The sequence below is a fragment of the Ferrimonas sp. SCSIO 43195 genome (assembly GCF_023716685.1).
In the GTDB taxonomy this organism is placed as follows: Bacteria; Pseudomonadota; Gammaproteobacteria; order Enterobacterales; family Shewanellaceae; genus Ferrimonas; species Ferrimonas kyonanensis.
This window is the reverse complement of sequence record NZ_CP072679.1, coordinates 135,410-149,177: the sequence shown is the minus strand read 5'-3', so window position 1 is coordinate 149,177 and position 13,768 is coordinate 135,410. Positions and strand designations below refer to the sequence as shown.

The following is a 13,768-nucleotide window of genomic DNA, read 5'->3' as shown; positions in this document are numbered from 1 at the left end:
CGGCTCGCTCCGTGTGGCATCGGTCATTGATTGCCACGGCACTTCCTGTGTTATCTTAGGCGCCATTATCGAAAAACGACCAATGGCCATGAGCAAAATCACTCGAAATATTGTGTTGGGAATCAGCGGTGGCATCGCCGCCTACAAGGCCCCAATCATCGTTCGCCGTCTTAAAGAGACCGGCGCCGACGTCCGTGTCGTCTTGAGTGGCGGCGCCAAAGCCTTTGTGACCCCGATGTCGCTGCAGGCGGTGTCTGGTCATGCGGTCGCCCACGATCTGCTCGACCCGGCGGCCGAACAGGGCATGGGCCACATCGAACTGGCCCGCTGGGCCGATGAGGTCATCATCGCCCCCGCCAGCGCCAACTTCCTGGCCCGGCTGGCAGCCGGCATGGCCGATGAACTGATTACCGCCATCTGTCTGGCCACCGAAGCGCCGATTCGCATCTGTCCGGCCATGAATCAGGTGATGTACCAGGCTCAGGCCACTCAGGCCAACCTGGCGACTCTGAATGCCCGAGGCATCACTCAGTGGGGTCCTGCCAGCGGCGACCAGGCTTGCGGCGAAGTGGGACCCGGGCGAATGCCGGAGCCGGAGGAGATCACCGCCCTGTCATTGGCAGCCGCCACCGAAGCCGCCGCCCCCAAGCCACTGGCAGGCAAAAAACTGTTGCTTACCGCCGGCCCCACCCGTGAGGCTCTGGATCCGGTGCGTTACCTGTCTAACCACAGCTCCGGCAAGATGGGCTTTGCCCTGGCCGAGCAAGCCAGGCAACTGGGTGCCGACGTGACCCTGGTCAGTGGCCCGGTGTCCCTGGCGACGCCAGCGGGCGTGACCCGCATCGACGTGCAATCGGCACAGCAGATGCTGGATGCGGTCATGGCCGAGGTGGATCAACAGCACATCTTTATCGGCTGCGCCGCCGTGGCCGATTACCGGCCGGTCAGCGTCGCCGACAACAAAATCAAAAAGAGCAAAGACACCCTCACCATTGAGATGGTGCGCAACCCGGACATCCTTGCTACAGTAGCCAGCCACAGTAAGCGACCATTCACTGTCGGCTTTGCCGCCGAAACCAATGATGTGGAACGTTATGCGCTGGATAAACTGGCCCGCAAGCAACTGGATATGATCGCCGCCAACGACGTCTCCAAGCCCGGTCAGGGGTTCAACGCCGACAGCAACGCCCTCACCCTGTACTGGCAGGGCGGCCACCAGGATCTGGGCCACAGCGATAAGGCCAGCCAGGCCCGGCAGTTGCTGCTCACCATCGCCGACAAACTGAATCAATAAGAGCGACCCATGAAAACACCTATCGAATTGAAAATCCTGGACTCCCGACTGGGTAACGACTGGCCTTTGCCGGAATACGCCACCCCGGGATCCGCTGGCATGGATCTGCGCGCCATGCTGGAGCAGCCACTGGTGCTGGAACCGGGTCAGAGCCAACTGGTGCCCACCGGCATCGCCATTCACATTGGCGACGCCAGTCTGGCCGCCACCATTTTGCCCCGCTCCGGCATGGGCCATAAGAAAGGCATCGTTCTGGGCAACCTGGTGGGACTGATCGACTCCGACTACCAGGGCCCGCTGATGTGTTCCCTGTGGAACCGCAGCAACACCGCGGTGGAGATCGAACCCGGCGAACGCGTCGCCCAACTGGTGTTCCTGCCAGTAGTGCAGGCGGCGTTCACCCAGGTCGACGCCTTTGACGCCAGTGAGCGTGGCGAAGGTGGCTTTGGCCACTCCGGTACCAAGTAACAGAAGACCCTAGGCCATGACCACCACACAAAAAAGCAACCGCCGTGAGCAGATACTCCAGTGTCTGGCTCGGATGCTGGAAACCTCACCGGGCCAGCGCATCACCATCGCCAAACTGGCCGCCGAAGTGGGGGTGTCGGAAGCCGCCCTGTATCGCCACTTCCCCTCCAAGGCTCGAATGTTTGAAGGCCTGATCGAGTTCATCGAAGACTCGTTGCTGTCCCGCATCAACCTGATCATGGAAGAGGAAACCGACACCATGGTCCGCTGTCAGCTGATTCTGCAGCTGCTGCTGACCTTTGCCGAGCGCAACCCCGGCATCACCCGCCTGCTGACCGGTGATGCCCTGATCGGTGAGCAGGAACGCCTGCGCGAGCGCATCAATCAGCTGTTTGCCAAGATTGAGACCAATCTCAAGCAAGCCTTGCGGGAGAAGGCGCTGCGGGAAAGCTCCGGCTTCTACCTGGAAGAGGGTATGCTGGCCAACTTGCTGCTGAGCTACGCCGAAGGCCGCATTGCCCAATACGTGCGCAGCGAATTCAAGTTGATGCCCACCGAGCGGTTCTCCGAGCAATGGGCCTTTATCCAGCGACAGCTGCTGCAAAGCTAATGTCGCCGAATGGCGGCAAAACCATCGACAACGGCACCGAAAGGTGCCGTTTTTCGTGATTACAGGACAATAAAAAAGGGCACCCGGGGGTGCCCTTGCAACGGTTGTTATACCAACAGGCGTCAGATGCCGTACTGCTGCCGGTAGGCACTGACCTGGGCCAGTTCGGCTTCGCGGCCAGGCTGCTCCTTCAGGTAGGTGATCAGGTCACCCAGGGTAACGATGGCGATGATGCTGCAGCCATAATCCCGCTCCACTTCCTGAATGGCAGACAACTCGCCCTTGCCCTTCTCCTGACGATCCAACGCAATCAGCACCCCGGACAGCGACGCCTGATGGGCCTTGATGATCTCCATCGACTCGCGAATGGCGGTACCGGCAGTGATCACGTCGTCCACCAGCATCACCTTGCCGGTCAACTCTGAGCCCACCAGGTTGCCGCCCTCACCATGATCTTTCTTCTCTTTGCGGTTAAAGCAGTACGGCTTATCGATGTCATGATGGTCCGCCAGCGCCACCGCCGTGGTGGTGGCGATGGGAATGCCCTTGTACGCCGGTCCGAACAACAGATCGTAATCGATGCCTGAATCCGCCAGCGCCGCCGCGTAGAAGCGACCCAGCCGGGCCAGGTCACGACCGGTATTAAACAAACCAGCGTTAAAAAAGTAGGGGCTCTTACGGCCAGACTTCAGGGTAAACTCGCCAAAACGCAATACGTTACGTTCCAGGGCAAACTCAATAAATTCTCGTTGGTAAGCTTTCACTGTTTTCCGACCTTTATTCTCATTGTGGGTACAAAAAAGCGACCACCCGGGTCGCTTCAAAAAATCATTAACCGACGGCGAGCGCCGCCTTCTGGGCTTCGACGATGTCGGCAATCCCCGACTTGGCCAGCGCCAGCATCTCGAGGAGCTCCTCGTGGCTGAAGGGTTCCCCCTCGGCGGTGCCTTGCACCTCAATCATGCGACCATCTTCCGCCATCACCACGTTCATGTCGGTCTCGGCGGCGGAGTCTTCCACGTACTCCAAATCACACACCGCCTGGCCATCCACCACGCCCACGGAAACCGCCGCAATCATGAACTTGAGCGGGTCCTTGGTCAGCTTCTTGTCACGCTGTAGGCCATTGAGGGCATCCACCAGGGCCACGCAGGCACCGGAAATGGCGGCGGTGCGGGTGCCGCCATCCGCCTGAATCACATCACAATCGATGGTAATGGTGTACTCACCCAGTTTTTTCAGATCCATGGCCGCTCGCAATGATCGGCCAATCAGGCGCTGAATCTCCAGGGTACGGCCCCCCTGTTTGCCCCGGGCCGCTTCCCGGCCACTGCGGCTGTGGGTCGCCCGTGGCAACATGCTGTACTCGGCGGTCACCCAGCCCTGGCCCTTACCCTTAAGGAAGCGGGGCACGCCCTCTTCGACGGTGGCGTTGCACAGCACCTTGGTATGGCCAAACTCTACCAGCACAGAGCCTTCCGCATAACGGGTGTAGTTGCGGGTAATGGTGATGGGACGAGTTTGGTTCTGGGCGCGGTTATCTGGACGCATGGAGTCAGCCTTGGCTTGAAAATTTGGGGTCACATTATACCGATCCAGCGCCCGTTAAGCGAGGCCGGAAGGCACTGGTCTCGGCCGGACACTGGGCCGTAGACCGGGTGCCACGCGCCGAGGTCATGCCGTTGATACGCCGGTTGTTTCCCCCTAAATATCTGTTATAACTGAATCACCAACAGATCAAAAAAGCATCACTATGAAACGAGTCGGCTATGGATTGCTGCTGATGTGGGCGCTGTTGCCACTGTGGAGCCAGGCAACCACCCCCACGCTGAAAAACGTCATGGAACAAGACACCCCGGCCGAAGAGGCCGCTTCGAAGCCGGCGCCAGCGGCGCCGCCGACCGTGGCCGACGAACATGAGCGCGGCTCGCCCCGTTCCTCCATGGAAGGGTTGCTGCACGCCATGCGCTACGGCGACTTCGAGCAAGCGGGCCACTACCTGGACACCCGCAACCTGCCGGCAGCGGTGGCCGCATTAGACTCGGCGGAACTGGCTCGACAGCTGAAGGTGGTGCTGGATCGTACCCTCTGGGTCGACCTGCAATCCATGAGCAACAGCAAACACGGTCTGACAGAAGACGGCTTGCCCAGTTACCGGGATCTGGTGGGCAAAATTCCCCTGAAGCGCCGCCAAGTCAGTGTCTATATGCAACGGGTGCCCCGTGGTGACGGCGAATCCATCTGGAAGGTCTCCAACGCGACCCTGTCTTACATTCCAGAGTTGTACCGCATCCATGGCGATGGCCCCATCGGCGAGTTTTTAAGCCAGCATCTGCCGGTGTTCGAGGTGATGGGTCTGCAAAGCTGGCAACTGGTGGCCCTGCTGCTGTTCCTGCTGATCGCCTACCTAATAAGCTGGCCGTTGTTTTGGCTGACCAACACCCTCATCGGCCGCCGCGGCGAGCACACTCAGCACCTGCAAAAGTTCATCCGCGGCCCGCTGAGGCTGCTACTGCTGGTGCTGGTGATTCGCCAGACCTTCCCTCTGGTTCGCCCTTCCATCGAAGCCCAGGCGTTTGCCGAAGGCCGGACTCTGCTGATCATTGCCTTTATCTGGGTCGCGGTGGCCGGACTGGAATTGACCCGACAACACCTGATACTGGTTCTTAAGGAAAAGGGCAAAGATCAGGGCGCGCTGCTGATGCGACCGCTGTTTACGGTGGCCAAAACCCTGGTGATTCTGACCGGCCTGTTGTTGTGGCTGGAGAACCTGGGCTTCAAAGCCACCACCATCCTCGCCGGCCTCGGCATCGGTGGCCTGGCGGTGGCCCTGGCGGCGCAGAAGTCGGTGGAGAACCTGATCGGTGCCATCACCCTGTACATGTCCACCCCGGTGAGGGTCGGCAACTTCTGCCGCTTCGGCTCCCAGATGGGGGTGGTCGAAGAGATTGGCCTGCGCTACACCCGCATCCGCACCCTGGATCGCACCGTGATTCACATCTCCAACGCCACCTTTGTCGACCTGCAACTGGAAAACTTCTCCGAACGCGAGAAAATTCGTTTCAGCCCCACCATCCACTTGCGTTACGACACTCAGGCCAGTCAACTGCGGCCGCTGATGGATGCCATCACCGAGGCGCTGCAAGCCCACGACAAGGTGGACGAGGCGCCGGTGCGGGTGCGGTTCCACAAGTTTGGCCCTCAGGCGCTGCAATTGAATATTCTCAGCTACATCACCACCACCGATTTCCCGGTCTACCTGGAGGTCGCCGAAGTGCTCAACCTGACCATACTGACGCTGCTGGAACAGCATAAGGTCTCGCTGGCCGACGCCACTCAGCGCCGACTCAGCCACCAACAAACGGCGCTCACCAGCGAATCCTAAACCACCACGCCCGCGAGGGCCCCTTCCGCATTAAGCAGGGGCCCTTTCACCACACTCGACGTTGATCTGAGCCCGCCACCGAGACGACGACCTCGTCTGGTTGGTAAAGATCCCCTGTGGCTTTTGGCGTTGCCTGCCGGGGTTGGTATAATCGCAGCACCTCCACATCACAAGGCCATCAGCTAATGATCCACAGCATGACTGCGTACGCCCGCGGTGAAGTAAAAGCCGACTGGGGCAACGCCTCCTGGGAAATCCGCTCAGTAAACCAGCGCTACCTGGAAACCTACCTGCGCCTGCCCGAGCAATTCCGCTCCCTGGAACCCATGCTGCGTGATCGCCTGCGCAAACGCCTGGCCCGGGGTAAGGTCGAAGTCAACCTGCGCTTTGAACTGGCAGAAAACGCCGGTGAAAGCATCCAGATGAATGAAAAACTGGCCGCTCAGTTGATCGACAAGGCCCAGCACCTGCACACCATGGCCGGCATCGGCCAGTTGAACCTGGTGGAACTGATGCGCTGGCCCGGCGTGCTGGAAGCCAACGAGCGTGACATGGATGCCATCGGCAAAGAGTTGATGAAGGCATTCGACACCACCGTCGACAGCTTCCTAGAAGCCCGTGGCTCGGAAGGCCAGGCTCTGGAACAGATGATCATCGAGCGCCTCGATGGCGTCACCGAGCAGGCGGCCTTCGTTCGCAGCCGCATGCCGGAGATCATGGAGTGGCAACGTCAGAAATTGACCGACCGCCTGGCCGAAGTGAAAGAGGACTTGGATCCGGCTCGCATCGAGCAGGAGATGATCCTGATGGCGCAGAAGATGGACGTCGCCGAAGAGGTCGACCGCCTCGATGCCCACGTGGCCGAAACCCGCAAGGTTCTGAAAAAGGGCGGCGCCTGTGGCCGACGCCTGGACTTCATGATGCAGGAGTTCAACCGCGAGTCCAACACCCTGGCCTCCAAGTCCATCAGCACCGACATCACCGCCGCCGCCGTGGAGCTCAAGGTGCTGATTGAGCAGATGCGCGAGCAGATCCAGAACATCGAATAAGCCACGCCCCTTATCAGCCAAGCCCCGCAATGCGGGGCTTTTCATTTTCAACTCGGAACAGAGACCGAGCACGCTAACCTTCAGCTCTCAGTGTTGACTCGGGAGGCCTCGAACAACCGACTGGAGGCCGTCAAGCTCGGCATGGGTAACCCCCTGGTCGAACGTCCACCGACGACGAAGATTCACTTCCCGGCCACTGTGATTGCCTACCCTTTTGCATACTCCCGCCACTCTGCCAGCTCGCGGGGATCCCCATGTACCTTCAGCCAGCGGATGAAGCTTTGGGGACAGCGGGTGTGCAGGTTCAGCTGGCACCAGGCATCCAGGGCCGCCTGGGTGGTGTAGCCATCCAGAAAGGCATCGAACGCCCTGTCAGCGTGCCGCCAGAAACCGTGATCAATGCGGCCGCGCTCCGCCAGGAAGGGGTGGTCTCCCTTCGGCTCGGTGTGCTTAAACACCTGTTGGGACAGATCGCCCAGAATACGGTGGATAACATCGGTGCCCATCTCCTGCAGCGACAGCTCGTCGATGCGATCGATCTCATCCCCCACCAGCAGGCTGATCCGCTCCATCAGATAGTCGGTGTTCATGGTGGTGGCCAGCTCATAGGCAAACATGTCCAGGCGGGCGAACACCCGATCCCGAAACTCCTCCTTGGAAAAGTAGCCCTCCTTAAGCGCCCGCTTATAGAGGCGAACATTGGGGTGCTTGCTGATCAGCTCCTTCTGCAGCGTCGGGTAGGACTGCAGCTGCTCTTTGGGCAACAGCGCCAGCAGATCAATCAACTCCGGCGTATCCACCAACAACTTGCCCAACTCCGATTTGGCATTGGCTGAAAGGGTGTGCGTCATCGTCTCCATCAACCCCTATTTCTGTCTGATGTTATTGCTTTTACGCCAATTTATCTTTGATTTCTAGGAGTCATAGGATTTCTTGGTGATCCTCCAGCTGCCATAGTGAATCTGCGGTCAACGGCGGCCCCGCGGCGGTTGACCACCAGTATCAAGGAACTCTCTGACGCCAAGGATGGCCCCACCAGCTTCCCGACCCAGTCTCGCCCCACCCGGGCAGTACACTCCGATGCTCGCCCCACCACCGCAAACCGCAGCACCGCCCCCAGACCAGAGCCGTCGCAACCGCAGCGGCGGCAACCGTACGTCGCCATCAATGCTCATCAGATCCGTTAGTGATGTCTGGTGATTCTCTCCTACCTACCATGGGCACCACTCAACGGGGACAGGAGGTCGCTGGCGCATTGGCCCCCGTAAGTTAAGCCGGCCCCCAGCAGCCTGACCCAGGCCAGGGGAGAGAACCGATGCTACCCGGCACATCAACGACGGCCTTGAGCCGAACCCATTCACTGAAAATCAGAGAGACTGTAATGAAAAAATTCGTAATCGCTTCCGTACTCAGCTGTGTCACCGCCATGCCTGCCCTGGCCCAGTCCGGGGACTTCACCCTCAACCCCATGGTCGGTGTGGCGCACAACAAGGAGTTCGGCAGCCAGGTGGCCCTGGGCCTTGAGGGTGCCTACAAGGACTTCATCTTCGGCTACGCCTACAACGGCGATAAGGAGTCCAACGGCACCGCCGGCCCGCTGGATCTCAACGACGAGACACCGATCATGGCCAGCGCCTACTCCAAGGACAAGTACCGCGCTCACCAGCTGTACTTGGGTTACCAGTTCCAAGTGGGCAGCGGCCACCTGGCCCTGAAAGCCGGTGCCGAGCTGTCCAAGCGTAAGATCAACGCCGGCCTCAACCTGCAGACCGCCCCCGGCCACGAGGATTACCACAACGCCGGCTTCGATCTCAGCGCCAGCAGCAGCAACGTGTGGAAGCCGATGGTCGGTGTCGGCTACTACCTGGACAATGGGTTGAACTTCAACCTCCACTACACCATTCACAGTGGGAACCGCGCCATGAAGGGCCAGGTGAACGCCTACGATAACGACAACGGTGCCACCGAGGCGACCAGCGGCAACATCAAGGATCGGGATCTCAGCACTCTGATGTTTACTGTTGGCTACCGATTCTGAGGGTATGCGCACCTTAGGGTGCGCTTTCTCACTTTCCGTGTCTTTACCAATCACTGAAGGCGCGAGTTGGCCCCAAGCCTTCACCCAAACCGGGACTTGGGGCCAACACAGTGACTTTTACTTAAATCCATATCTAAAAAACATGCCATCACCAATGTCATTGCAAGTATATATTTACAAAAAGCCAGCTGAAACATATAAACAGCGACTGGATCAACCTAAAAGTTTACGGATAAAATAAACACTTTAAAATTCATTATTAACCCTTAATCACCCATCTGATTTACCACTAAAATCACCACCCTGATCACTCTCCATTTCTTCCCAAACTGCATCCAGATCCAACTTCTTCGTCAAATCCACCTGACAGTCACAATTCATTCTTTGTAATTTAGCTACAGATTGACACACAACTGATTTGTTTGATGTTATTGCCAACACTAATGAAGGTTGCTCAACACCGAAACCGCCTGTTCTGACACAGATTGCGGCGATTGCCCGAGCGCACCATTCGTCGCCGAAATGGCATTTATTTCCAAACTCATTTGAACTGGAATCGTGATTCAATGTTTAATTTGGTCAACTTTAAGAATAAAGGCATCAGCTTTCAGTTGTGTTCGATTATCGCCACATTGATTGTTCTGTCATTCTCTATCACTGGATATCTGGTATATCAAGAGAGCTATCAAACGCTTCTCAATAAAACTCTGACCGAGCATGAATCCAAGGTTAAAGCATTAAGCTCGACACTGGAGCAAAGTTTTAATGGCTACTTAACCGAAGCCAAAGTGCTGGAAAGTACCTTTCAGAACCAATATCTGGATGGCCTCTCTGTTGCCACTACACCGGTAATGATCAAAGGCAAAGCGGTACGCGACCTGGCCACCTTTGGCGAACGCGTTAGCAACAACCGTCTGGTGGACCGCTTCACCAAGGATACCGGCGCCGTTGCCACCGTGTTTGTAATGCAAGACGGCGACTTCATCCGCCTATCCACTTCTCTGACCAATGACCACAATCAGCGGGTGGTGGGCACCGCCCTGACCCGCAGCAGTAAAGCCTATCAAGCCCTCAAACAACGGCAAAGTTACTACGCCAAGGTGGCCCTGTTTGGCAAGCAATACCTCACCTACTACGCCCCCATGCTGAATGACGCCGGTCAATTAATCGGTGCCACCTTTGTCGGACTGCCGGTGGATAAGGCCGCGCAGGCGTTGTTCGAGAATTTGTCCAACATCAGTTGGGGAGACAGTGGCTACACCATTATTTTCGACAACGCTGCCGACAATCGCGGGGCCTATCTGCACCATCCGGTTAAAGACAATCTCAGCAAAAACATCATCCAGTTAGCAACACCGGAAAAACCGTTCCAGAACCTGTTTGAGCGCGATGCCGGCGTGGTGCGTTACCCGCACGAATTCAACGGCGTCGTCGGTGAAAAATACCTGGTGTTCGCCGCCGTCTCCGGTTGGAACTGGGTCATCTCCGGTGGCACCTTTATCAACGAGGTAACCAAGGAATCTCAGCAGTTAATGACCACGATTGTCCTGGTCGCCGGCCTGGCCAGCCTGTTTACCGTGGCCGTCGTCACCTGGTCGCTGCAACGCATCATTCGCCCCCTCAGTCGGGCCAACGGTTACATGAGCGCCCTGGGCCAAGGCCGGGTCAGCCTGGACATCCCTCAAGTGCCTGCCGATTCCAGTAATGAGATCACCAACCTGACCCACAATATGCGTACCATGGCGCAGCGATTGAATCAGCTGGTGGGCGACATCAAAGTCACCAGTGCCCACTCCCATGCGGCCGCCGACGAAGTCTCTAGATTCGCCAACAACAACCTCAACCAATCAGAGCAGCAGCAACAGCAGGTGGATCAGATGGCCACTGCCATCGAAGAGATGGCCTCATCGGCCAACGCCGTCGCCGAGCAGGTGGAAGCGGTGGCCAACAACGTCCGTAACGCCCACCTCGACAGCGAATCCGGCGCCCGCCAGGTGGTGGAGATGGAGCAGGAGATCGGCAATCTGGGGGAGCAGTTAAACGCCTCAACCGACGCCATCCATCAGGTCAGTGAAGAGAGCAAGAACATTCAGTCGGTCACCAATATGATCGATTCCATCGCCGAACAAACCAACCTGCTGGCGCTGAATGCCGCCATTGAAGCCGCTCGGGCCGGTGAGCAGGGACGCGGCTTTGCGGTGGTGGCCGATGAGGTTCGCCAACTGGCGCACCGCACCCAACACTCGGTGCAGGAGGTGGTGGCCATCATCAGCCAGTTGCAGGGCCGCATCGATTCGGCCGTGGCGCTGATGAACGCCAGCCAGAGCACCAGCGTCACCGTCAAAGACAAGGCTCAGGCCGCCGGAGGTGCGCTGAGAAACATCACCAGCCAGATCACCGCCATCGCATCCATGGCCGAAAGCATGGCGACAACCTCCGAGCAGCAAGCCCAGGTGTCGCAAGAGATCGCCGCCAATGCCACCCAGGTCAGCGATCTGAACCGCATGACCCGCGACACCTCGGCACAAACCGCCGACAGTGCCGCCGAGCTGCAGCGACTGTCAGAAAACCTGAATACTCAGGTGGCATTTTTTAGCTGATCACTGCCAGCGGCCGGTAACAGCCGGCCGCGCTCCCGGTTTGACTGCCGGCGCTCCCATCACCAATTGAGTGCGCCGACGGCGCAACTCCGGCTCTGGTGACAACTGCAGCGACGCGCCATCAGCCACCATCCCCAACCAGGCATAGGCATCGCTGACATCGGGAAAGCCCCTGTCATCAATAATCTGACGATAATGGTGACTGAACAGTGAAGTGCCGCTGAGGCGATCAAACTGGTCAATCAGTTGCGGCACACTCCAGCTGCGACCACTGTGCCGACAGCACGCCACAAAATCGGCCACCACCTGCTGCAGAGACGACGGCGCAGGCAACCGGCGCAGTGCCACATCGATGTGAAAAAAATAGGCGGCACCACTCCAATAGACCCGCTGATAGCTGCGACTGGCCCACATGGCGCCACTGAGGTTACGCAAACTTTTGTTGTGCTTACTCGCCGCCGCCCTGCCGCGCCGAAATCCCCCATCCAGGCTCGACAACGCCTGCTCCTGAGTCAGGATACCCGCGCGCCCGAGCAGCAGGTACTGCAGATAGCTGGCCAGGCCCTCACTGAACCAGGGCGCATCGTTACCGGGAAAGGGCAACAACAGATGACTGAACTCGTGCATCGCAGTCCAGTCCTGACGAAACGCCTCAGCGGAGTAGTCCAGGTTCACATAAAACCGAATGCCCTCCTGGCCAGAGCGAATCACCTGAGCCCAGGGCACCGGTCCCTGTCCCCGGTTAGCGGTCATCACCTCGATGCTGGCACAGGGCACCGGTACTGCACCGCCGTAATCCGAAACGGTCCGGGCGGCTTCGACCAGCCACTGCCTAAGCATCGACTGCTGACGCTGATCCATCGACGGGTGCATCTGAATCCGCATATCATCGCTGCAGATGGCCGCCCCCGCGGCGGCAGACGTCAACATCATCGCTGCGACAATCATTCGCCATCCCATAGATTCCTCCCTGACGTTCGATACCACCGAGTTAACGGTTGTCACAATCCCCGCTAACTGGATTACGGGAATTGAGTTAGACTAGATGGGCATAACCTCCTAACAATGACTACAACGAGATTATGCCAATGACCCTGACCCCCGAGTTTCTGAAATCCCTTCCTAAAATCGAACTTCATATGCACATCGAGGGCTCTCTCGAGCCAGAATTGATGTTCTCTCTGGCGCAACGTAATGGCATTGAACTGCCCTACGATTCTGTCGATGCCCTGCGCCAGGCCTACGACTTCAGCAACTTGCAATCCTTCCTGGATCTCTATTACCAGGGTGCCAATGTCCTGCAAACCGAACAGGACTTTTTTGATCTGGCCATGGCTTACCTTAAGCGCTGCCAGCAGCAGAATGTGCGTCACGTCGAGATCTTTTTCGACCCGCAGACCCACACCGATCGCGGTATTGCCTTTGCAACCGTCATCAACGGCCTGCATCGCGGCTTTACCCAGGGACAACAACAGTATGGCATCAGCTTCGAGTTGATCCTCTGTTTCCTGCGCCATCTCAGCGAAGAATCGGCCCTCAACACACTGGAACAGGCGCAACCATTTCGGGACAAAATTACCGGCATCGGCCTCGATTCCTCTGAAGTGGGCCACCCGCCGCAGAAGTTCGAACGGGCCTTTGCCGCCGCCAGAGCCCAGGGCTATCGACTGGTGGCACACGCCGGTGAAGAGGGGCCCGCCGATTACATCTGGCAGGCCTTGAACTTGCTGCAGGTGGAACGCATCGACCACGGCGTCGCCTGCACAGAAGACCCAAAACTGATGCAGCATCTGGTCGAGAAACGCATTCCTCTGACGGTCTGTCCCAACTCCAACGTACGCCTGCGAGTCTTCGATACCATGGCCGATCACAACCTGAAGGAGCTGTTGGACGCCGGCTTGAAAGTCACGCTAAATTCCGACGATCCGGCGTACTTTGGTGGCTATATGCTGGAAAATTACCAGAATGTGCAAGATGCTCTGACCCTGACCCAGGCGCAATGGATGCAGTTGACCGCCAATGCCATCGACGCCAGTTTTGCTTCCGACGCCCGCAAGGCTGACCTGTATCAGCAACTGATGACCTGTTTTGATTGATGGCCGCTCAGGCTTGACCAACCACTGACTCCCCTCGCAGCCCTGATACCACCTTCAGGGCTGTCTTCTTTCAAGCCCCGCCCAAAAAAAGCAGGACCACGGCGCAATGCTCAAGGAGTACTGCATGATGATGATGATGATGAGTAACGCAGCCGTAGCCCTTACAATCGTTTATCTCCTGTGCATCAAACCAAAACAGACGCAAATCTACACTCACAAATAGACACC

Annotated in this window: 13 protein-coding genes; 9 read left to right on the top strand and 4 right to left on the bottom strand. The window is 58.0% G+C overall.

Going from position 1 to position 13,768, the window contains the following annotated elements; all coding sequences use genetic code 11:
• The first annotated feature begins 88 nt into the window (after positions 1-88).
• From coaBC to slmA, 3 genes are read left to right on the top strand one after another with little or no spacing between them, the layout of a single operon-like run.
• Entirely contained in the window at positions 89-1,294 is a 1,206-nt protein-coding gene (gene coaBC / locus J8Z22_RS00655) for a bifunctional phosphopantothenoylcysteine decarboxylase/phosphopantothenate--cysteine ligase CoaBC (RefSeq protein WP_028112607.1), read from the top strand.
• 9 nt (positions 1,295-1,303) lie between these two features.
• Positions 1,304-1,762, top strand: a complete 459-nt coding sequence (gene dut / locus J8Z22_RS00650; protein ID WP_028112606.1) for a dUTP diphosphatase — start codon at positions 1,304-1,306, stop codon at positions 1,760-1,762.
• 16 nt (positions 1,763-1,778) lie between these two features.
• On the top strand, positions 1,779-2,372 hold the full coding sequence (slmA, locus tag J8Z22_RS00645) for a nucleoid occlusion factor SlmA (protein WP_028112605.1): 594 nt from the start codon (positions 1,779-1,781) through the stop codon (positions 2,370-2,372).
• A gap of 122 nt (positions 2,373-2,494) precedes the next feature.
• Here the strand turns inward: slmA and pyrE are convergent, their stop codons facing one another.
• Both pyrE and rph read right to left on the bottom strand, forming a co-directional pair.
• The gene (pyrE, locus tag J8Z22_RS00640) at positions 2,495-3,136 is read right to left on the bottom strand and encodes an orotate phosphoribosyltransferase (RefSeq protein WP_028112604.1); all 642 of its coding nucleotides are present in this window, start codon (positions 3,134-3,136) and stop codon (positions 2,495-2,497) included.
• Positions 3,137-3,203: 67 nt separating this feature from the next.
• Entirely contained in the window at positions 3,204-3,923 is a 720-nt protein-coding gene (gene rph / locus J8Z22_RS00635; protein WP_028112603.1) for a ribonuclease PH, read from the bottom strand.
• A gap of 202 nt (positions 3,924-4,125) precedes the next feature.
• Between rph and J8Z22_RS00630 the strand changes: the two genes are divergently transcribed.
• Both J8Z22_RS00630 and J8Z22_RS00625 read left to right on the top strand, forming a co-directional pair.
• Positions 4,126-5,757, top strand: coding sequence for a mechanosensitive ion channel family protein (locus J8Z22_RS00630; RefSeq protein WP_252008344.1), 1,632 nt, complete (start codon positions 4,126-4,128; stop codon positions 5,755-5,757).
• Between the two features lie 185 nt (positions 5,758-5,942).
• Entirely contained in the window at positions 5,943-6,806 is an 864-nt protein-coding gene (locus J8Z22_RS00625; RefSeq protein ID WP_028112602.1) for a YicC/YloC family endoribonuclease, read from the top strand.
• A gap of 206 nt (positions 6,807-7,012) precedes the next feature.
• Here the strand turns inward: J8Z22_RS00625 and J8Z22_RS00620 are convergent, their stop codons facing one another.
• A complete protein-coding gene (locus J8Z22_RS00620) occupies positions 7,013-7,657 on the bottom strand; it encodes a hypothetical protein (protein WP_252008343.1) in 645 nt (214 codons plus the stop codon).
• Positions 7,658-7,795: 138 nt separating this feature from the next.
• Between J8Z22_RS00620 and J8Z22_RS00615 the strand changes: the two genes are divergently transcribed.
• The 3 genes from J8Z22_RS00615 (at position 7,796) to J8Z22_RS00605 (ending at position 11,444) form a co-directional block, all read left to right on the top strand.
• Positions 7,796-7,993, top strand: a complete 198-nt coding sequence (locus J8Z22_RS00615) for a hypothetical protein (protein ID WP_252008342.1) — start codon at positions 7,796-7,798, stop codon at positions 7,991-7,993.
• A 194-nt stretch (positions 7,994-8,187) separates the two neighbouring features.
• On the top strand, positions 8,188-8,844 hold the full coding sequence (locus tag J8Z22_RS00610) for a hypothetical protein (RefSeq protein WP_252008341.1): 657 nt from the start codon (positions 8,188-8,190) through the stop codon (positions 8,842-8,844).
• A gap of 566 nt (positions 8,845-9,410) precedes the next feature.
• On the top strand, positions 9,411-11,444 hold the full coding sequence (locus J8Z22_RS00605) for a methyl-accepting chemotaxis protein (protein ID WP_252008340.1): 2,034 nt from the start codon (positions 9,411-9,413) through the stop codon (positions 11,442-11,444).
• Here J8Z22_RS00605 and J8Z22_RS00600 read toward each other — a convergent pair whose 3' ends face one another.
• Positions 11,445-12,404 carry a hypothetical protein gene (locus J8Z22_RS00600; protein WP_252008339.1) on the bottom strand — a complete coding sequence of 320 codons (960 nt, stop codon included), beginning with the start codon at positions 12,402-12,404 and terminating at the stop codon, positions 11,445-11,447.
• 128 nt (positions 12,405-12,532) lie between these two features.
• On the opposite strand from J8Z22_RS00600, the gene J8Z22_RS00595 reads away from it, so the two are divergent.
• Positions 12,533-13,540 (top strand): adenosine deaminase, encoded by a 1,008-nt coding sequence (locus J8Z22_RS00595; protein ID WP_252008338.1) that lies wholly within the window; start codon positions 12,533-12,535, stop codon positions 13,538-13,540.
• Positions 13,541-13,768: the final 228 nt, after the last annotated feature.